Source organism: Streptomyces lycii (assembly GCF_009735685.1).
In the GTDB taxonomy this organism is placed as follows: domain Bacteria; phylum Actinomycetota; class Actinomycetes; order Streptomycetales; family Streptomycetaceae; genus Streptomyces; species Streptomyces lycii.
Genome location: NZ_WHPN01000404.1, coordinates 36,201 through 53,958, shown reverse-complemented (window position 1 = coordinate 53,958; position 17,758 = coordinate 36,201). Strand labels below are relative to the sequence as shown.

The window sequence follows — 17,758 nt, the reverse complement described above, 5'->3', positions numbered from 1 at the left end:
TGTGTTTGCTGCACACTCGGGAGCGTCCGTATGCGCAGTGCTGGTGCGGGTATCGCCTGAGACGAGATAGTCACAGGCCCTGGGGATGGGCAAGAGCAATATGTCTGCACAGCTGTGGTCGGACGAGCCGACCCGCCTGGATCTTCTGTCTTTTGACGCGGTGGCCAAAACTGTGGTCCAGGCAGTCCTCGACGACGCCCTTGACCCGGTGACCGTCGGAGTCTCGGGCGCCTGGGGGAGTGGCAAGACCACCGTGCTCCGCCTCATCGAGGACGAACTCGCCCCCAAGCCGCCCGCAACGGACACGACCATTCTCGTGATCAGCACAGACCCGTGGCGCTACGACCCCGGTGTGGGCGCCAAGGAAACCCTGATCGGCGAGGTGCTCAGCGCCGTCGCCGCCGAGCTCGCCAAGAAGGAACAGCCAGAGGGCCGCATCAGCCGCGCCCGGACGATGCTGACCAAGCTGCGCCAGCGAGTCGACTGGGCCAAGGCCCTGCAAGTGGCGGCCAAGACGTCCCTGACCCTGCAGTTGCCTTCCGTCGACGACCTCACCAGCCTGATCAACACCGAGCCCAGCAACGATGATGCCGACGCAGGCGACCCGCCCTCACGCGGACTCGGCGAATTCCGCAGTGAGTTCCGCACACTGATGGAGTCCGCCGAACTCAGCCACCTCAGGCGCGTGGTCGTGCTGGTCGACGATCTCGACCGCTGCCTGCCCGACACGGTCGTGGACACGCTGGAGACCATCCGGCTGTTCCTGGCCGTGCCGAAGATGGCCTTCGTCGTCGCCGCCGACGAGCACCGGGTTGCCGACGCCCTGCGAGCCCGCTTCCCCGACCCCGGCAGCGGACAACAGGCAGCGCAAGAGAGATACTTCGAGGAACCGGCCAGCCTCTACCTGCACAAGATCGTGCAGACCACGGTGCCGCTGCCCACCCTGAGCCGCTTCGACACCGAGGCATTCCTCGTCCTGCTGCAGCTCTCTCAGCGCCTGACCGTCGAGGAACTCACCCCCTATATCGAGGCCTGCGTACACCTGCGGCTGGAGAAGGGCCTGCTGGACGACCTGGCCGAGGCCGTGAACGGCAACGACATCTTCGCCGAAATGGCCTTTGCCTCACGGATGACACCCATCCTCTACGAGAAGCTCCAAGGCAGCCCCCGCCGCATCAAGCGCTTTCTCAACGACCTGCGGGTGCGCCAGTCCGTCGCCGGCCATCGCGGCATCGAACTCGAGCCGGACATCGTGGCCAAGCTCATGGTTCTGGAGAAGCTGCTGCCCAACGCCTTCGCTACCGTCCTGGGATGGCTGGCCCGCGGCGAACTGCGTCCCCGCATGGCCAAACTGGAGACAACCGCCGGCCGGCCCGCCCCTGAACCCCCCATCGCCGCCGACCCCGATCCCGACGACGCTGCTTCCCCGGAACAGCAACCGACGCCGGACGAAGGCGAGAGCGAGCCGGTCGCCTTCGACGACGACCTGATCCGATGGGCCAAACTTCCCCCCGACCTCGGCCCCGTGGACCTGGCCCCCTACCTCTACCTGGCAGCCGCGTTCACCGGCGAGCAGCTCCTCGACGCCGGACTGCCCGGTCGGCTGCGCGACATCGCGGCCAACCTGCTGTCCAGCGTGCGCTTCGACCAGCGCCGGGTCACCGAAGCCGACATCACCGCGCTCGGCGAGGACGACGCTGCGAGCCTGGTCGAATACCTCGGCCGGGCCGGCCGAGACCGGCCTACCGAACAGACCGCAGCCGTGCGCAGCCTGGTTCGCATCACCACTGCCTACCCGGCCAGTGCCGAGCGGGCCACCCGCCTCCTTCAGTCCATTCCTGCCCGAGAATTGCAACCGGCCACCATCCTGGTTCTCCCGTCCGCCGTCCCCGTCTTCCGCGGCGTGCTAGAGCACTGGAAGAGCCATGTCCCGGCCGGCCAGGACCAGATCGGGCGCACCCTCGACCACGCGCTGGGCACAGGAAGCAGCCGCTGATGGGCACCAAAGGCTCCTACACCGGAAACGGCACACCGGCCAGCAAACAACTGCAGCACAACATCACCCAGTGGCTCGACGCTCTAGCCGGCTCCGGTCCCGGCGCGCCCCCACCCCAGCTCAACACCGATCAGCTGATCCCTGCCCTCGGCTTGTTCCGCCCCTCCGGCGGCCACGCCGACGGCCCCGGCGGCGGAGGCGGAGGGGCCGGAGGGGCCGGAGGAGGCCGTAGCGGGGGAGGGGCGCAGCGCAGCGTCGCCCGGTCCTCACGCACCGCAGGCCGTGCCGCGGCCGCGGCCTACGCCTACCGCACCGGCAACGCGCAGGCTCTGCACGAACTTGGCCTCGACTACGCACAACTGCAGGCCGCCGCCGCCGACCCGATCGACTGGACCCGCCGCATCGTGGACGCGGCCTGCGGGCCGCTCGCCGACGGCACCATCGAAGACCAGGAACGCCGCTTCGTCGCCAGCGAAGTAGCTCAATGGGTCCTGGAAGCTGGCACCGACAGCACACCCCCCAGCCCCGACGAAGTCGTCCGGGAAACCCTGGCCCTGATCATCTTCGAAGCGGTCATCAGCGAGACCGCGGCGAAGATGAACGACGGCTCCCGCCCCGCCTGGGCCACTGCCGACGGCGAACGCCAACTGCGCGAGACCGCACGCGCCCTGGCCGACCGCACCTCCCTCACGATCACCGGTCCCAGCACCACCGAGATCACCCAGGCCGTCGAAGAGGGCATCACCGCGATGCGGTCCATCTGGATGGAGCCCTGATGCCCGCCTACACCATGCGCCTGGACGCGGACACCACCCGCCCCGCGCCCGACGACACCACCGTGTTCTGGTGGCCCGCCGGGGCGGGCGGCTCCTTCGTCTCCACTCTCGGTCCGTCACTGGGAGCCCTGGGCCCCGTCCCCGAACCCAACATCGAACTGGTCCGCCTGGCCGCCCTGGTCTACGCCGCCGACCGCACCACTACCCGCCGCGCCGCCCACTCCAACTGGACCCAGCGCACCTTCGAACTGGACATCCCCGTCTACGACCCGGCCCGCTGGACCGCGGTGCGCGAACGCCTCGAAGCCCTCCTGGCGTTCCTGTCCGGAGACCGATGGTCGATCCGCTTCCACACCGCTGGCACCCCGCACGAAACCATCCACGACACACCGCACCCCGGGATCCGGCGAGTGGTCCTGCTCAGCGGCGGCGCCGACTCCGCCGTCGGCGCCCTGCACTCCCGCCACGACCTCGGCCCCGAGCAGCATCTGCTGCTCTCCCACGTCGGCGCCACCACCCTCGCCCCCATCCAGCGAACCGTCGCCGACACCATCGGATACCTCATCGACGGCCCCCCACAGCCGCACCAGGCCCTGCGCTTCTCCCGCAAAAGCCATCAGCCCACCGGCACGAAACTGCCCAACGAGTACTCCACCCGCACCCGCTCCCTGCTCTTCCTCGCCCTCGGCCTGGCCGCCGCAGCAGTGGAAAAGGTCCCACTGTGGATCCCGGAGAACGGCTTCGCCTCCCTCAACGTGCCGCTCACCGCCGACCAGCGCGGCGCCGTGTCTACCCGCACCACCCACCCCCTCTTCCTGCAGACCCTGGCTGCCATCGCCCACGACGCCGGAGCCCACGCACACATCCACAACCCCTTCGCCGCCCACACCAAAGGCGAAATGTTCACCCGGGCCGCCGAACTGGTCGGCCCCGCCGCAGCCACTCGGCTGCTCAGCAACACCCACTCCTGCGCCCACACCGGACACCGCACTCACCGCATCCCCGTACGCACCCACTGCGGCGTGTGCTTCGGCTGCCTGCTGCGCCGCGCCTCCTTCCGCGCCGCCCAGATCGAGGACACGACCGACTACCTTCACACCCGCCACGCCGAGAACCTCAGCGCCTACCTGACCGGCAAGTCGGTCGAACCCTCCCTGCGCACCTTCCTCGCTCGCGGGCTGCGCCCGGCCGACATCACCACCCTGAACCTGCCCTCCGACTACTCCACCCGTCAGGCCTACGACCTGTGCAGGCGGGGCGTCGCAGAACTGGAGTTGCTGTACCCATGAGGACGAGCGCACTGCCGCCGCTGGACCTGCACGCACACATCGACAGCAGCGTCCCGGCCGACGACCTCGCAGGCCTGGGCGCCGTCATCTTCGCCGCCACCCGTTCCCTGACCGAGGCCACTGAGGCCGTCCAGCGGCACGACGACCGGATCATCTGGGGAGTCGGCGCTCATCCCGGACTCGCCCGCAGCCACACCGCATTCGACCCCGACGCCTTCACCCAGCTGATCGCCCACACCCCCCTGGTCAGCGAGATCGGACTCGACGGCAAGAGCCGCGTCCCGCTAGATCGCCAGCAGACCACTTTCCGCAGTGTCCTCGGCGTCCTGGAGCGCACCCCGCGCATCGCCAGCATCCACAGCTACGGCGCCTGCGAGCAGGTGCTCGACGAACTCGAACGTGCCCCGGCCCCTGGCATGGTCCTCCACTGGTGGCTTGGCGACCCGGAACAGACCGCCCGCGCCGTCCGCCTGGGCTGTTACTTCTCCGTCAACGTCTCCGCCGCACGCAAGACGGCTCTGCTGCAGACCATCCCGCTCGATCGTGTGCTGACCGAGACCGACCACCCCTTCGGTGACCGCAGCTCCGCTCAGCCACTGCCCGGTAACGTCGCCGACGTGGAGCAGACCCTGGCACGCCATCATCGGACAACGCCCAGGGATATTCGCCAGACCGTATGGCACAACCTGGCCGCACTCGTGAGAGACACGCGTTGTGCAGCACACTTCAGCCGGCGCGTGCGGTCTCATCTTGCATCGCTCCCGCCTCGTTGAGCCCTCAGCGGGTGGGTGCCTGAGCCGCCGGAGAGCACCGCCTCGTAGCGGGGAAGGTCCCTCCGGGATCCAGGCCTGGGGTTCCCTACAGCATGCGGTCTTGTCATTCCAGGAGCAGCCCTGCCCCTCAGCCGATAGCGTCGCCGGACATGTACAACGATCTCGATGCCACAGAGGCGTGGGAGCGGCTGAGAGCCAGTGGCAAGCTCCTCAGCGTCGATCACAGTCAGCACGCCGTAGGGCATCGCTGACGAGCTCCAGCCGCGGTACAGGTCAGCGGCCTGCGCGTTCGGTGGCCTATCAGACTCCGGCGAGACTGTTCGAGAGGTCGAGGGCGTCGGTGGCGAAAGCGAGGGCGGCGCACAGGCCGGTGACCTCGTACAGGGTCGGACGGACCAGGCGCGGCCAGTCGTCCGGGGCGGCGGGCCAGGAACCGAGGAGCACCTCGGCAGTGGTCAGGCCCAGATGCGCCGTGACGTCCCAGCCGGTGCGCGATGCGGACTCCCAGCGCAGTCGGATGCGCCCAAGGGGAAGTCTGGGAGTTCCGGCAGCGAGCCAAGTGACATCGAGGGGGCCGTCGGAGCGGTTGGAGATGCGCTGGACAAGCGCGCTGTGCATGCCATGCGGCATGGGGCCCGCCGCGAGATCGTGCAGCGCGAGGCAAGGCGCGGGGCGCGACAGTGACGAGATGGAAACCTCCGTAGTGATGGGAATGAGATCAGGCCCAGGTGAGGGCGTGGCGCGTCCCCACCGGGAGGTAGTCCTCTTGGCCGTCATCGGCGATGTATGCCTTGCCGTCGCGGATGACGACCTCGGCCCCCACAAAGTGGGCGAACGGGAAGTCGGGGTTGACGGCGAGACGGACCGGCAGGTTGGGGTCGAGATCCTGGAGCTGGCGGAGCAGGTGGCCGACGGTCAGGTACTGGGGCAAGGGAGTCTCCGTGAACGGTGAACATCTACGAGGCTGGTCGGCTCGACGACGGGGAGTCGTCGAGCCGTCAGTGAATGTATGAGCGGAGCCTGATCGGCAGTCAGCACGAGGAGTTGGTGACCAAGGCGGCGAGGAATCCGGCAACGGCCTCGGAGGGGGTGTGGAGACCGAACTCCTGGACCTATGTGTCGCCATCGGCGGACTGCACCCGGACGTGCCAGACGATGTTGCGCTGCCAGGCCGACGGGTCCTCGGGGAGCCAGCCGACGTAGACACAACCGTCGGGGCTGGTCGCGTGGACGTTGGCCTCGGGGGTGTCAACGATCGCCCACCCGAGTGCGTCCAGGAGATCGAGCACCGGGCCCGCACCGTGGTCGGCGGAGAGCCAGTTGAGAGCATCCGCTGCGGGGCGGATAACGGCCGGAAGGAGGGTGGAAGAGGGGCTCACGGTTAGATGGATCCCTTCGTTGAGCTGCGGTTTTCCCGACACCCGTACGTTGGCATGTGACATGCCGAAGTGCGTAGTCGTTTCCCGGCAAGGACGTCTGCCGTGGGCGAACCCGGGGTCGTCGGCAGGTGACGGGAGACCGGGGAATGGACAGGCCACCGTGGTTGTCCTACATGGGTTGCGGTGACGGGCCGCAGGCGAGAGAAGGGGGACAGCGATGGCCGAGGCGAGCAGACACTGGGACGGTGCCGGGTTGGAGCGCAAGGTCCGGGCGGCCGGGCGGCCGTGGACCGTGGGCGACATCGCGATGGTCGCCGACGGCCAGTGGGGAGTCGGCGCACAGCCCGACCGGTGGCCGGACGAGGAGACGTTGGAGCGCCGGGTCGCCGAAGGCCAACGCGTGGAGCTGACGGTGGAGGAGCTGGCCCGCGCGGTGGGCCCCCGGGCCGAAGAGGGCCACCGCGACGAGAATCGGAGCTAAGCGTTCAACGTCGGGGCCCCGTTGTGGGCGCTGACGGCCCTACGACCGCCGCCGGAGAGGACGGTTCGGGCACGGCCCCCGGGGCGTGCCGCGTCTGCCCGGAGCGGGCGACAGCGGCCTGAGCCAGCCGAACCGCCGGTGCCTCAACCTCGGGTGCGGCGGCCTCCCGAGCCTCCACCACGCGCCGGATCGCCTGGAGGTACGCACGGCTCTCCGCGTGGGCGACGCGGAGCTTGACCGCCGTTTCGGTGATCCGGTCGAGTTCGTAGAAGTCAGGCACGTACCCATGCCGGGACAGGGCGTGAAGACGGTCCTGGTGAACGGTTACCGCGCTGTCCGTGATGGCCAGGGCCGCGCGGGTGTGCATGGCGCAGCGCAGGAGCGGGTCCTCGCTGGGGCGGCGGACCCCTAGGACCTCAAGAGCTTCGATGGGCTGCCCCCAGGCGTTCTCGATCATGGCCGTGGCCTGGTCGAGCATGGTGGTGGTGGGCATGGTGGAACTCCTGTTGGGCGGGGACGGTCGCGAGTGGAGTGCGGCCTGGGGTGGGAGTCAGCGTCCGCGCCGGGGCGTCGGCGAGCTGGCCGGCAGCCGGGCAGAGGTCGCGGGCGCGGGGTGTCCCGTCCGTTTCTGCGCCGCCCCCGTGGAGCGGCTCTGCGCGGCCATCACCCGGAGGTCGGCTGCTGTGCGTGGTGCCCGCGCGGCACGGTGTACGGCCTGGGTGACCGCGGTGCGGCGTACGTCCAGCGGAGTCGGAGCGCGCGAGACCTGAGCCTCGGCGATCGGCGTGGACGACGCGACAGGGGTCATGGTGACCAAGTGCTGCATCCGCCGGTCGACTTGGTGGCGCTCGCGGACCACCGGGGTCGACTCCGCCATCACAGCGGCGGTTGCGGCGATCAAATGGGACGGTGTGCGGGCCGTGAACGTCGCTTCGGCACGAGTGCCCCAGCCCGGCGGGCCAGCCCACAGCTCAACGGTCGTGCGGTCGGAGCCGTAGCCGCGCCGATCGATAAGGATGCCCGCTTGGTCGTCAGGAGCGATGATCTCGACGGTGCCGAGTTCAGCAGCTCCGTCAAGGTTCCAGCCGGCATCGGTCAGCGGCCCGACGGTGTCCCTCCAGGGGACGGTTGGCCCTGTCAAGAAGCGGCCGAGGGTGTCGGAGGCGATGGCTTCGTCGTAGTCCTGGACCAGTGCGGCGGTGAGGCCGGCGACCATCTCGGCCGGGGTGACGTGGTTGAACGTCGCCGTCCAGCGAGGCGCCGAGAAGGCGTCCTCGGCTGCGCTGATCTTCCACAGTTCGAAGTCGTCGCCGAACCAGCCGATCCGAATCCGTTGGTCGGGAGAGGTCACGAGGAGCTGGCAGGGGCCCTCATCGAGGTACTGATGGGGCCAGTGGGCGACGGGCGCGAAGCCAGCCTCGCCGGTCCCGTTGGAACCAGCCAGATACATGGGGCTGACCAGTACCTCTTGGTACCGGGTCGGGTCATCAGGGGCGTACATGGTCGAGTCTCCGGAAGCGAAGGAGGAGAACGGATCCGCGTATGCAGCGGCGGGAGCCGCCGGAGCGCACGCGGATGCCGTAGTGGCGGCGAGTGGCCTCTAGTTCTCACCTCCGTCACCGGCCCCGGCCCGGTGCCGACTGAGCGGTCACGGCCGCCGGCACCTGCGGTTCCGGCTGAGGCGCGTGGCTGAACATGACGTTCGACGCGGCGGCGCTCCGTCGTAGGGCCGCCGCGGTCCGGGCGCTGTCGGCTCCCGCCTCCAGCGGAATGCCGACGTGGGTGCGCGTGGCTGCCGCTGCCGGACGCGGTGCCGCTGTTCCACCTCGCAGCGCGAAGGGCTGGCTCCAGTGCTCGACACTTGCGTAGACGGCCCCCAACGCCTGGCTGGCATCGGTGAGCACGTAAGGGTCTCCGTGCCGGGAGCCCGTCCGCGTGACCAGGCCATCGGCCTGAAGCCGGACAAGTCGCTGCCGTGCGAGGCCGTAGTCCAGACCGGCCGCCTCGGCGATGTGAACGAACCGCATCTGGCCGTCAGCCGAGTCGAGGGCCTGAATCACGGCAGTTGAGTGCCGAAGATGCAAGCGGCGCAGCGCGTCCTCGACCCGCTCGGCTTCGGCCATCGGTTCCTGTGTCGTGTCGCTCGTCCAACGCCGCTGCGGCTTCGATGACGCGTGTAGCGGCCTGGTGCAGCGGCTCCTCCGGACCATGCGCGAGGGCGTGCACGCTGACATCCCCGACACCGAGCACTTCGACGACGAGATAAGGCCCAGGGTGTGTGTCTGCGTCGTACGGGTTCACTCCGTCGCCTCCATCCGGGCCAGCAGGGAGCGGACCAGAGCGGGCAGGCTCCCGGGATCGTTGTCGAGCCGAGGGCGGTCACTCACTTCGCTGAGGAGATCGGCGTCATCGAGCAGGCCGCTGGAGATCTCCATGCAGGCGTCGGTGATCCGGGCGGCGGCGAGTAGCGACTGGGAGAGAACCTCGACGTAGGCGTCCGGCGCGAGGCCGGCGGCCTCGGCTGCGTTGCGGACCGCCTCCAACTCAAGTGTGCTGAAGGCGAAGTCGAACTCGTCGTCCCGCTCGGTTCCGCCGGACGTGGCGGCGATCGGGGCGCAAGGCTCCGTAGGGATGCCCACGCGGGTACAGATCTCGTCGACCGAGGAGGTCAGCTCGGCGAACGACTCGGTGAGCCACCCCAGCGCGGAGGCGTAGGAGGCCAGAGCGAACAGGCCCGCCGAACCAGCGGGGCGTGGCTCGGTGGCCACGAAGCCCTCGAACCGGTCGTTCAGCTCGGTGATCACGCGGGGCCCAGCGGCCAGCGGACCCAAGACGGGATGCAGGTAGGAGCGGGCGGCGGCCGTCGGGTACTCGGCGGCAGGGATGCCGCCGACGTTCTGAGCGGCCTCGGTGAGGAGATCCGCCAGCTCTGAACGGGTCAGCGCAGTACCGTCGTTGGTCATCGCTGGGTGGCCTTTCGAGAAGCAGTGGCCGAGGGCGGCGCTGGTGACGGGGCAGCCGCGCGGCCCGTTGTCGGCCGTTCGGTGGTGAGCGTCGAGCGAGACCGGGCGGCCTGCACGCGGGCCTCCGTGGCGGAGTCCGGGCCGAGCCCTTGCTGAGGCTCGGTCCGCAGGTGGGCCGCGCGGTAGACCGCGTAGTTCTTCCGGCTGCCAGCCGCCACGAGGTAGATCTCGCGCTTGTGGGTCGAGGTCGGTGGCGCTTGGCGGAACTGGATGACCAGCCGGTAAGAGACCGCCGGGTCGACGTACACCTTGTGGAAGCCGGCGAGACGGCCCTTCAACGGCAAGCAGTCGTCGCTTCCGTGGACCAGGTTCTGCAGCTCCAGCAAGGCCAAATCGCGCATCTCAGAGGGGAGTTCCCGCAGGTCGGCGATGGCGTCAGGGTGCGCGGCGAAGGCGAAGCGGGCGCGGCTCACAGCAGCCTCCCCTGGACCGCGCGCTGGACCGGTACCGCCGCTGACGCGCGGGGCGCGTCGAGCCCGGTCTGCGGTGTCGGAGAGGTTCCGGCGGACCGGGAAAGGGCGATGCGGGCGATGCGGGCCCGGACGACAGCACCGTTGTGGTCGCTGTACTCCGGAGGCTCGGGCAGCGGTTCGCTGCGCTCGTCCAGCCAGGTCTGGGCGACGCCGACGTCGGGGAAGGCGCCTTCGCGCATCGTGTACGTGCCGGCACCGTGGTTCCACTCCTCGTAGAAGAGACGAACCGGTGCCTGGGTGGCCTGGGAGTCGTTGACGAGTGTCCACGCCTCGCTGGGGTTGTCGTCAGAGGTGTAGGTGTCGAGGACCTCGTAGCGGGTGCCCGACTTCTGGATCTGCTGTTCCACCTGGAGGGTGAGGTCGTCGGCGGGCTTGATGTAGTCGCCACCGTGCAGTGCGATCCGTTCGAGCGGGCAGCCGCGTTCTGCCAGCCAGTTCTGTGCGAAGGACGCCGTGGCGTGGTGACTCGTCTCGAACGTGAACGTGGACTGCCGTAGATCCCGAGCGACCGCGATCGCAACGAGCTGTGGCTCGCCGGGTATCCCCCAGGTGACCGATCGGTCGTGGGCGAGGACGAAGCTGTGCGAACCGTTGGGTGTGGTGTGGTGCTGGGACAGCACCGTCAGGTCGCCAGTCCAGAGGGCCTCCATCGCTTCCTCGGAGTCGTCGTTGGCCGGCGATAGATCGGCGAGGCCGAAGTCGAGAATGTCGTTCACGCCGCCACCCCCGCCTGCTCGGGCGCCGGGGTGGCCAGCACCCGGTGATTGGGGCGAGTTGCGCTGGTCGTGCAGGCCGCGAACGGTCCGTCGGGCGCACGCAGGTGCGCCAGGGTCTGGTCCAGGTGGTCGCGGTGCCAGGTCGAGGGGCCGGACAGGCCGGCCTCCGTGTCGGTGAACTGCTGCCAGGCGAGCCAGAGTGCGTGGAGCCGGGCGACGGCCTCGGGGTGTTCGTGCCAGTGCGCGCACCAGGGACGGCTCGTGCTGATCTCCCGGCCGTACACCGGTAGGAAGAGGTAGTTCACCCAGTCGCTGAGGGCAGCGAGTTCGACGGCGTACTCCTTGCCGCCCAGGGCGAGGATGAACACCGAGGCGGGGCCGTCGGGCTTCTTCCCGTCAGCCGCCTCGGCTTCCGGAGCGCCGTCCGGCGGCTGGATGGCGCCGGGGTCGGGCTCGGAGCCGAGGCGGTCGAGGATGACGCCGTGCTGCCTGACCTCGGCCATGGTCTTGGCGAGGGTGCTGGCGAGGTCGTCGAGGTCTGCGTCGGGGACGCGGTACGGCTCGGGGCCGGGGGAGGTCGGGCTGGTGTCGGCCATGGGGGTGTGCTCCATCTGTGAGACGGCGACATGCCCGAGAGGATCCGGAGAATCAGCGGTTTGGTCCGGCCGGAAGAACGCGGTAGTGGAGCGCTATCGGTCGGCGCAGCGGGGACAGCGGGGGAAGGGTGGTGCCAGCAACTGCAAGGCGTGCGAAGCCTGTTGTGGGACGACACCGTTGCCGAGCGCGGTGAGCTGCGCCGGACGGCCGAGCCCCGGAGTCGCGGTGACCCAGCCGGCGTCGAGGCCCTGCATCCACTCCACGAAGTCCGCGCGGAGCCGACCGGCCGCGTCCGTGGGAGCCGGGGCCGGGCGGGTGAGGCTCTCCCATCGGGTGATGGCGGATCCGTACGCTCCCCATCGCCGGTCCGCGTCCCCGCCTCCGGCGTCTCCTCCGCCCAGAGGGGCAGGACCACCGCCGACAAGGGAGGCCGCCATCCCTTCCCGGGGCGGCGGCCCGGGGTGCCCGTGTCGCTGGCCCTCGGCGTCGGCAACAACGACGCAGCCGCGCTGGGCAGGGTCATGTCGCCATTCCCGTGCCGCTGGTTCGGCGAGCCCTTGATTCCGTCCGACGCCTTCGGGGTCGGCAGCAGCAGCCACTCGACCTCGTCGGCCAGGTTCGGACCGTGGCCCCCGCTCTTCCGCTTCGATGGATGCTGGCTGCCGCCGTTCTTGCCGATGTTGCTGGTCGGCGTCTTCAGCAGGGTGCCCGGCGGGCCATGCGGCGAGGAAGGTCCGCTCGCGGCGGTGCGGGGCCCCGACGTCGGAGGCGCGAAGCACGAGCCACTTCGCGTCGTACCCGAGGTCGGCCAGGGATCCGAGTACGGCACCGAGTGCCCGCAAAGCAGGCTGACCTGCGGTGTCTCCCAGACACCACGGGCAGAGTTCCACGTCGCCAGGGGAGCCGGCGGGGGAGGTGAGGAGGCCGCGCACATTCTCGATCACAACCAGGCAGGGTCGGAGGGCTGCGACCGCACGGGCGACGTGCAGCCAGAGCCCGGAGCGGGTCTGGGCGTTGAGTCCGGCCCGGCGGCCGGCGACCGAGACGTCTTTGACAGGGGAAGCCGGCCGTCAGGACGCACACCCGGGGGACGGTGGACCAGTTGACGGCGGTGATATCGCCCAGGTTCGGGACGCCGGGCCAGTGGCGGGCCAGGATGCGTGAGGCGTTCGGGTCGACCTCGGCGTGCCAGGCGAGCGTGCCGCCGAGCGCGGACTGCACACCCAGGTCGAGGCCGCCGTACCCCGAGCAGAGAGACCCGATCAACGGGGTGGCGAGGCTTGAGGCCGTGACGCGTAGGTCCGGCGCGGCTGCGGAGGTGGGGTAGATCAATGCGAGTTCCAGGGGCAGAAGAGGCTGATGGGGAGGGGGCCTCACGGGTGGCCGCGCGAGGGTGGTCGGGCTGCTGACAGCGTGGGGAGACGGCTGGCCGGGGCTGGGGGTGACGCGCCTGGGCGGGGTGTGCTGCGGGCGCGGGCGGCCTTCACTCGGTCGGGTGGCGGCTCGGCCGCCGACGGAGCGGATGCCGTGGTCTTCGGGGCCGGACTGCTGTTCGCGGTGGCCCAGCGGGCACGTACTTCGTCGAGCGGACCGAGTTCGTGCAGGGCGTGGTTGATCAGCCGGCCGGGCCCCAGGACCTCGTCCTGGGCCAGGGTCCGGATGGCTCGCGCGGAGGCGGCGGCGGTGCGGGTGACGGAGGAGCGCATCACCCGCTGTCCGAACCAGTCAGCGCTGCCGGGGACCATGCCTTCGCAGACGGCGGTCAGCTGCTCGCTCGACACTGTGCCGTCGGCCAGCAGGCCGCGTCGCTGGGCCTCCCAGAGCAGGGTGATCCGATCGATGGGTTCGCCCCGGTGGTGCAGCGCGCCCAGGCACCGGTAGAGCTGCCCGTGGGTCGGGTCGGCGAAGTCTCCCGGCCGCAGCCAGGCCACCACCTCGCCCATGGCCCCCGGCTGTTCGGCGAGGACGGCCAGGAGGAACCGCTCGTCCTCGGCGACCTGGCCGCTCTGTGCCGGAGGCGGGATGTCCGTGGCGGCAGAGGGCCCAGCGGTGGGTGGGACCGGTCGAGGATCGGTTCCCCAGCGTCGCGCAAGGTCGGTGAGTACGCCGCTCAGGACGTCTGCCGTGCGCAACGCTCCCTCGACCTCGCCCTGGACGGCGTCGGCCCGAGCCGCCTGGTGGAGACGGATTGCGTGCTGGGCGACGGTGCGGTGAATCGCCCCCTCCAGCACCATGCGGCCGTACACCGGGGCGTGCTCGGTTCGGGGACACGCCTGGATCAGGGTGTGGGCGTACGCCGCGGTCAGCCCGCGCACGTGCTGTCCGGCCTCCTCGACCGCGTCGGTCACCCACGACAGCGGCAACGGACCATCGGCCGAGAGCGCGGGGTGCCCGTCGTTGCGCAGCTTGCGGAGGGCGTCGAACAGCGCCTGGTGGACGGGCCGATAGAAGTGGTCCGCAGCGAGCCACTCCAGGTGCGTGAGCTGCTCGGGGTCGAGGAGTGCGGCGCCGAGGACCGCCTGCTCGGCACTCATCAGCGGGTTCACCGCCGGCCTCCGGGATCAACGGAGGACGCCTCGTCCTGCCGGATGAGGAGGTGGGCGACTGCCTGGTCGGCAGCGGCCATCGACAGCGCGAAGTCGTCCAGGACGGCGGTGAAGGCGGGATCGGAGGCGGGGACCGAGCCGGCCCCGCTGTCAAGCCACCACCGGCCACCGCGTAGGACGACCGGGGCGTGGGCCAACCGCCCCTGCTGTGGTGTGGGCGCGCTCATGCCGACAGTCCAAGATCGTCCTGGCCGATGCTCTTCGCGAGGGCGCGCTCGGTGATGGCCTTCGTGGCGCGAGCGGAAGCCGGGCCGACCACCTTGACGGAGGGCTCCTTGTACCAGGGCTTGAGGTTGAGCATGGCGACCCGGATGCCGGTGGCCAGCAGCAGCACCTTGCCCTTGGGCAGGGCGCGGATGGCGTCCGGTGGAAGGATCCGCTCCGTGCGCATGCTCACCGAGGTGGACTTGCCGCCCTCGCTGGTCGACACCGAGGTGGTCTGGACGTCGTGGTCGCCGACCTGTCGGCTGAGCCGGTCGGCGAAGTCGGCGTCGTCGATGCCAGATCCGATGATCTTGATGGTGGCGGCGGAGTACAGGGCGTCCATACCGGCCTCGCCCCAGCACCGCTGGCCCTGACGGTAGGACTGCAGGATCGTCATCGGGATGACGCCTCGGCTTCCCAAGTGGCTGTAGAGATCAGGGAGGTCCGAGATGCGGCAGACATTCGCCGCCTCGTCGAGGACGCACAAAGCGGGCGGGTCGAGTCGCCCGCCGGAGCGCTCGGCGACGATCACGGCCGCGCGCATGACGGCGTCGGCCGCCGCCGCGATGATGGCGGACGCACTGCCGCCGCCGTCCTTGCTCAGCAGGTACAGGGTGTCGCGGGACGTGGCGAAGGCGAACGGCTGGAACTCGGGGAGGTCGTCGTTCGGGGTGACCCAGGCGGCGACGTCCGCGTCGAGTAGGCAGCTCGCGTACTGCCTCGCGGTCTCATAGATGCCGTCACGCGTTTCGGTGGCGCCGGAGACGGTGCCCTGGAGTTGGGCGGCGACCGCGTGGTGGCCGGCGTCGGTGAGCAGGTCCACCGGGGTGCGGTCGGCCGGCATGGCGAGCCAGGCCAGGACGTCGGTGATCGGCCGCCGGTGGGACGCGGCGGCGAGGAAGAGGGCGCCGAGGGTGTTGCTCGCGGCGGTTGACCAGAAGTCGGAGCCGCTGGACTCGTCCACGCTCGCCGTCACGAAGTGCCCCGCCAGCCTCTTCGCCCCGGCGAGATCGCGGGCGTCAGCGAGGATGTCCCACCACATCTCGCGCGGGTGGTGGGCGATCTGCTGCGGATCGAGGGTCCAGATCGTGCCGACCTCGGCGCGGGCGTCCACCGTGGCGGTGAAGGCGTCGTTCGCGGCTTTGTTACTGGTGAGTAGGACCGGACCCGGTGCCGAGAGGATCGCGGGGATCGCCAGCCCGGACGTCTTGCCGGAACGCGGAGCCATGATCGCGACGATCACGTCCTCCCAGGACGCGCGGACCTCCGCACGACCGGGATCGAGGGTGCCAAGCAGGATGCCGCGGTCAGCGGGCAGGACCTCTTCTACTCTCCCGGCCGCCCAGGCTCGGGCGGAGGCTCTTCGCCTTGGCGACGATCTCCTTGTCCAGCAGCGGCGCCAGGTCCGCCTTGCGGGCGAGGCCGGACTTGGACCCGGCACGCCAGCGCATCCACATCACCGCAGCGGTGACGACCAGGGCAACGGTGAGCAAGCCGGGGACGACGCGGGCACCGACCATCAGCATGCTGGTGCTCAAGGTCGGCCACAGCACCTCCGGGTGCAGCAGCGCGTCCGTGACGCGGAAGGGGGCCCATGTCCCGCTCCCGACGAAGTTATTGGTGAGATTTCCGGTCAGCCAGGCCAGGGAGCCGAAGGCCATGGCGGCGCCGAGGATGCCGAACAGGAGGTAGAGGAGCGCGTCCGACCCGGTGGTGGTCGAGGGCGCGCTGGTGCGCGGGGAAGGCACGGCGGTTCCTTGGGTGTGTGAGCGGGCGGGGGCGGGGCGCGCTCGGCTCTCATGCAGCTCATGGGGGTACTCCTGGACGTCTGAGGCGGAACGCTTCAGCGGGGTCGGCCGGCAGAACGAGGCGCGGGCGGAGGTGCTGCGGTGGCCGGCGGACTGCCGGTCGACGGCGATGTTCCGGCGCGCGGCGAGGAGGCGCGGGCCGCCCGCTGCCGGTCTGAATCGACGTTCCGGGGAGCGGACGGCACACGAGCAGCCTCGGCACCGAGGACATCGTCGAGCAGCTCCCGGCTGCGCAAGACGTTGACCATCTGGTGGTGCCGGGGGTCCGTGCGCTCTGCGGGACAGGCAGCGAGACTGTCCTCGGCGACTTCCAACTGCTCACGGACGTCCTGGAGCATCCCGTACGCGGCTGCCAGTCGTGTCCACGTCTCGAAAGTCGGATTGTGATGCGGGTCGTCGAAGTCGAGACGGGCGCGAGTCCAGTCAGCGGCAGAGGCGACGAGTTCGGCCAGCTCGGGCAGAGCCCCGACCAGTGCGCCGTTGACCTCCTCGATGATGCCCGCCACCTCATCGGGCGAGGCGTCCTCGTGGAGGCGAGAGATCATTCCACGGACCGAGTACGGATCGGCGGAAGCGCTGGGCAGGTGCCTGACCTGCAGCGGCTTGTCGGAGCCCGGTGCCGCGCTGCGGTGGGCGAGCCGGATGTTGTGCTGCATGGCCGCACCGACGGCCTCGCCGATGCTGGAGTAGTACTCGGGCACGTTTGCCTCTTCGGGTGAGTGGTCTTTGACAGGTGGGTCGAGCGGGGACGCGCGACGTACTGGTGGCCGACGGCGAAGAGAGCCGCCGGGGTCACCGTCGGGGCGTTGCGGCGCGCGGCGGGTGACCCGTCGTAGTGAGCGGCGCCGTCTGGGAACTGGACGCCGAGGAGACCTTGGCCTGGTTCGCCGCAGGAGAAGTGGCCAGAGCGGCACCACGGTGATCACGGACGGTCCGTGCTGCCGAGTAACTCGTCGAAGCGGCGCCGACGCGGCGTAGCTCGGCCTCGGAATCGACGAGTTCGGACTGGGCCGAGCTGACGAACTCCGAGGCGAAGCCGAACCGGTCGGCGAGCGCATACGCGTCGTCGTCCAGGTCGTTGACCTGTTCTCCCGCTGCTTCCAGCGCCTCCCGGACACGCTCCAGCGCACCGTGCTCGGGGTGAAGGAGGTGGTCAACTGCCCGCTGAAGGCTGGCTCCGTCTTCGGCCGCACGGATCTGGTCCGTGATGCTGAGAAGTTCGGCTCCGGCGGCGTAGGGCCCCAGCACATGCACCGGAGGGCTCATCCGGGCCGTGTCCAGAGACGGCGGAAGGGTGACGTCATAGCGAGCGGCTCGAAGCATCTCGGCCGCATGGCTGGCGATGGCGACCTGGTCGGCGAGCGGAGTGGTGGTGGGCAGGCGATGGCGTCGGCCGTGCCAGTCGTCGATCTGCTTGAAACCGGCGTGACGGAGGAGCTGCGCGGAGAGGTCATCAGTAGCGCCCTTGGCAACGACGCTGCCGCTGAACTCGGACGTGATGGTGATCGAGGTAGGCACGGAAGTCTCCGGGGCAGAGGGAGCGAAGGACCCGTTGGAGGTGGGCCAGTGGGCAGAGCGTCCGGCAAATCCGGGGTTTGGTCCGGCCGAGAATCGCTGGTAGAGGCCGCACGGTGGCG

At 70.0% G+C, this 17,758-nt stretch carries 21 protein-coding genes and 2 pseudogenes; 5 read left to right on the top strand and 18 right to left on the bottom strand.

The features are described from left to right. The first annotated feature begins 85 nt into the window (after nucleotides 1-85). Genes GCU69_RS28320 through GCU69_RS28305 form a run of 4 tightly spaced genes read left to right on the top strand, consistent with a single transcriptional unit; the run spans nucleotide 86 to nucleotide 4,834 of the window. The gene (locus tag GCU69_RS28320) at nucleotides 86-1,996 is read left to right on the top strand and encodes a KAP family P-loop NTPase fold protein (protein WP_156207582.1); all 1,911 of its coding nucleotides are present in this window, start codon (nucleotides 86-88) and stop codon (nucleotides 1,994-1,996) included. Beyond that, nucleotides 1,996-2,772 (top strand): hypothetical protein, encoded by a 777-nt coding sequence (locus GCU69_RS32855; RefSeq protein WP_170315955.1) that lies wholly within the window; start codon nucleotides 1,996-1,998, stop codon nucleotides 2,770-2,772. Before GCU69_RS28320 ends, GCU69_RS32855 begins: the two co-directional genes overlap by 1 nt. Continuing rightward, nucleotides 2,772-4,061 (top strand): 7-cyano-7-deazaguanine synthase, encoded by a 1,290-nt coding sequence (locus GCU69_RS28310; protein ID WP_170315954.1) that lies wholly within the window; start codon nucleotides 2,772-2,774, stop codon nucleotides 4,059-4,061. The genes GCU69_RS32855 and GCU69_RS28310 overlap by 1 nt, the downstream gene beginning before the upstream one ends. After that, nucleotides 4,058-4,834: a TatD family hydrolase gene (locus GCU69_RS28305; RefSeq protein ID WP_156207579.1), complete on the top strand. Its 777-nt coding sequence runs from the start codon at nucleotides 4,058-4,060 to the stop codon at nucleotides 4,832-4,834. Before GCU69_RS28310 ends, GCU69_RS28305 begins: the two co-directional genes overlap by 4 nt. Nucleotides 4,835-5,134: 300 nt before the next feature. On the opposite strand, the gene GCU69_RS28300 is transcribed toward GCU69_RS28305, so the two are convergent. From GCU69_RS28300 to GCU69_RS28290, 3 genes are all read right to left on the bottom strand, one after another. After that, nucleotides 5,135-5,452, bottom strand: a complete 318-nt coding sequence (locus GCU69_RS28300) for an esterase (protein WP_235978754.1) — start codon at nucleotides 5,450-5,452, stop codon at nucleotides 5,135-5,137. Nucleotides 5,453-5,552: 100 nt separating this feature from the next. Further along, a complete protein-coding gene (locus GCU69_RS28295; RefSeq protein WP_156207577.1) occupies nucleotides 5,553-5,765 on the bottom strand; it encodes a hypothetical protein in 213 nt (70 codons plus the stop codon). 181 nt (nucleotides 5,766-5,946) lie between these two features. Continuing rightward, nucleotides 5,947-6,276, bottom strand: a complete 330-nt coding sequence (locus GCU69_RS28290) for a DUF317 domain-containing protein (RefSeq protein ID WP_235978753.1) — start codon at nucleotides 6,274-6,276, stop codon at nucleotides 5,947-5,949. Nucleotides 6,277-6,430: 154 nt separating this feature from the next. On the opposite strand from GCU69_RS28290, the gene GCU69_RS28285 reads away from it, so the two are divergent. Then, on the top strand, nucleotides 6,431-6,694 hold the full coding sequence (locus tag GCU69_RS28285; protein WP_156207576.1) for a hypothetical protein: 264 nt from the start codon (nucleotides 6,431-6,433) through the stop codon (nucleotides 6,692-6,694). A gap of 4 nt (nucleotides 6,695-6,698) precedes the next feature. Here GCU69_RS28285 and GCU69_RS28280 read toward each other — a convergent pair whose 3' ends face one another. The 15 genes and pseudogenes from GCU69_RS28280 to GCU69_RS28210 all read right to left on the bottom strand — a co-directional run bounded on the left by GCU69_RS28280 (nucleotide 6,699) and on the right by GCU69_RS28210 (nucleotide 17,639). Beyond that, a complete protein-coding gene (locus tag GCU69_RS28280) occupies nucleotides 6,699-7,187 on the bottom strand; it encodes a hypothetical protein (protein WP_156207575.1) in 489 nt (162 codons plus the stop codon). Nucleotides 7,188-7,244: 57 nt separating this feature from the next. Next, nucleotides 7,245-8,195, bottom strand: coding sequence for a DUF317 domain-containing protein (locus tag GCU69_RS28275; RefSeq protein ID WP_156207574.1), 951 nt, complete (start codon nucleotides 8,193-8,195; stop codon nucleotides 7,245-7,247). A gap of 115 nt (nucleotides 8,196-8,310) precedes the next feature. Further along, complete coding sequence (locus GCU69_RS28270; RefSeq protein WP_235978752.1) at nucleotides 8,311-8,817, bottom strand: hypothetical protein; 507 nt, start codon at nucleotides 8,815-8,817, stop codon at nucleotides 8,311-8,313. A gap of 174 nt (nucleotides 8,818-8,991) precedes the next feature. Beyond that, nucleotides 8,992-9,657: a hypothetical protein gene (locus GCU69_RS28260; RefSeq protein WP_156207573.1), complete on the bottom strand. Its 666-nt coding sequence runs from the start codon at nucleotides 9,655-9,657 to the stop codon at nucleotides 8,992-8,994. After that, nucleotides 9,654-10,130 (bottom strand): hypothetical protein, encoded by a 477-nt coding sequence (locus GCU69_RS28255; protein ID WP_156207572.1) that lies wholly within the window; start codon nucleotides 10,128-10,130, stop codon nucleotides 9,654-9,656. The genes GCU69_RS28260 and GCU69_RS28255 overlap by 4 nt, the downstream gene beginning before the upstream one ends. Next, on the bottom strand, nucleotides 10,127-10,906 hold the full coding sequence (locus GCU69_RS28250; RefSeq protein WP_156207571.1) for a glycosyl hydrolase: 780 nt from the start codon (nucleotides 10,904-10,906) through the stop codon (nucleotides 10,127-10,129). The genes GCU69_RS28255 and GCU69_RS28250 overlap by 4 nt, the downstream gene beginning before the upstream one ends. Further along, nucleotides 10,903-11,502: a DUF4913 domain-containing protein gene (locus GCU69_RS28245; protein WP_037882112.1), complete on the bottom strand. Its 600-nt coding sequence runs from the start codon at nucleotides 11,500-11,502 to the stop codon at nucleotides 10,903-10,905. The genes GCU69_RS28250 and GCU69_RS28245 overlap by 4 nt, the downstream gene beginning before the upstream one ends. 93 nt (nucleotides 11,503-11,595) lie before the next feature. Continuing rightward, a pseudogene (locus GCU69_RS28240) lies at nucleotides 11,596-12,501 on the bottom strand (DNA cytosine methyltransferase); the annotation flags it as partial. 121 nt (nucleotides 12,502-12,622) lie between these two features. Then, nucleotides 12,623-12,724, bottom strand: a pseudogene (locus tag GCU69_RS34470) (DNA cytosine methyltransferase); the annotation flags it as partial. 152 nt (nucleotides 12,725-12,876) lie between these two features. After that, the gene (locus GCU69_RS28235) at nucleotides 12,877-14,049 is read right to left on the bottom strand and encodes a DnaB-like helicase N-terminal domain-containing protein (RefSeq protein ID WP_170315953.1); all 1,173 of its coding nucleotides are present in this window, start codon (nucleotides 14,047-14,049) and stop codon (nucleotides 12,877-12,879) included. Beyond that, nucleotides 14,046-14,276, bottom strand: a complete 231-nt coding sequence (locus GCU69_RS28230) for a hypothetical protein (protein ID WP_156207569.1) — start codon at nucleotides 14,274-14,276, stop codon at nucleotides 14,046-14,048. The genes GCU69_RS28235 and GCU69_RS28230 overlap by 4 nt, the downstream gene beginning before the upstream one ends. Further along, nucleotides 14,273-15,541 (bottom strand): type IV secretory system conjugative DNA transfer family protein, encoded by a 1,269-nt coding sequence (locus GCU69_RS28225; RefSeq protein ID WP_235978751.1) that lies wholly within the window; start codon nucleotides 15,539-15,541, stop codon nucleotides 14,273-14,275. The genes GCU69_RS28230 and GCU69_RS28225 overlap by 4 nt, the downstream gene beginning before the upstream one ends. A 79-nt stretch (nucleotides 15,542-15,620) precedes the next feature. After that, nucleotides 15,621-16,061, bottom strand: coding sequence for a hypothetical protein (locus tag GCU69_RS28220; protein WP_156207567.1), 441 nt, complete (start codon nucleotides 16,059-16,061; stop codon nucleotides 15,621-15,623). A 95-nt stretch (nucleotides 16,062-16,156) separates the two neighbouring features. Then, on the bottom strand, nucleotides 16,157-16,822 hold the full coding sequence (locus GCU69_RS28215) for a hypothetical protein (RefSeq protein ID WP_156207566.1): 666 nt from the start codon (nucleotides 16,820-16,822) through the stop codon (nucleotides 16,157-16,159). A gap of 91 nt (nucleotides 16,823-16,913) precedes the next feature. Further along, nucleotides 16,914-17,639, bottom strand: a complete 726-nt coding sequence (locus tag GCU69_RS28210) for a hypothetical protein (RefSeq protein WP_156207565.1) — start codon at nucleotides 17,637-17,639, stop codon at nucleotides 16,914-16,916. Nucleotides 17,640-17,758: the final 119 nt, after the last annotated feature.

What these genes read in the sequence shown, in the direction of transcription:
- GCU69_RS28320 (WP_156207582.1), top strand. Translation starts at nt 86, where the DNA reads ATGGGCAAGAGCAATATGTCTGCACAGCTGTGGTCGGACGAGCCGACC.
- GCU69_RS32855 (WP_170315955.1), top strand. Translation starts at nt 1,996, where the DNA reads ATGGGCACCAAAGGCTCCTACACCGGAAACGGCACACCGGCCAGCAAA.
- GCU69_RS28310 (WP_170315954.1), top strand. Translation starts at nt 2,772, where the DNA reads ATGCCCGCCTACACCATGCGCCTGGACGCGGACACCACCCGCCCCGCG.
- GCU69_RS28305 (WP_156207579.1), top strand. Translation starts at nt 4,058, where the DNA reads ATGAGGACGAGCGCACTGCCGCCGCTGGACCTGCACGCACACATCGAC.
- GCU69_RS28300 (WP_235978754.1), bottom strand. Translation starts at nt 5,452, where the DNA reads ATGCACAGCGCGCTTGTCCAGCGCATCTCCAACCGCTCCGACGGCCCC.
- GCU69_RS28290 (WP_235978753.1), bottom strand. Translation starts at nt 6,276, where the DNA reads ATGTCACATGCCAACGTACGGGTGTCGGGAAAACCGCAGCTCAACGAA.
- GCU69_RS28285 (WP_156207576.1), top strand. Translation starts at nt 6,431, where the DNA reads ATGGCCGAGGCGAGCAGACACTGGGACGGTGCCGGGTTGGAGCGCAAG.
- GCU69_RS28280 (WP_156207575.1), bottom strand. Translation starts at nt 7,187, where the DNA reads ATGCCCACCACCACCATGCTCGACCAGGCCACGGCCATGATCGAGAAC.
- GCU69_RS28275 (WP_156207574.1), bottom strand. Translation starts at nt 8,195, where the DNA reads ATGTACGCCCCTGATGACCCGACCCGGTACCAAGAGGTACTGGTCAGC.
- GCU69_RS28270 (WP_235978752.1), bottom strand. Translation starts at nt 8,817, where the DNA reads ATGGCCGAAGCCGAGCGGGTCGAGGACGCGCTGCGCCGCTTGCATCTT.
- GCU69_RS28260 (WP_156207573.1), bottom strand. Translation starts at nt 9,657, where the DNA reads ATGACCAACGACGGTACTGCGCTGACCCGTTCAGAGCTGGCGGATCTC.
- GCU69_RS28245 (WP_037882112.1), bottom strand. Translation starts at nt 11,502, where the DNA reads ATGGCCGACACCAGCCCGACCTCCCCCGGCCCCGAGCCGTACCGCGTC.
- GCU69_RS28230 (WP_156207569.1), bottom strand. Translation starts at nt 14,276, where the DNA reads ATGAGCGCGCCCACACCACAGCAGGGGCGGTTGGCCCACGCCCCGGTC.
- GCU69_RS28225 (WP_235978751.1), bottom strand. Translation starts at nt 15,541, where the DNA reads ATGGCTCCGCGTTCCGGCAAGACGTCCGGGCTGGCGATCCCCGCGATC.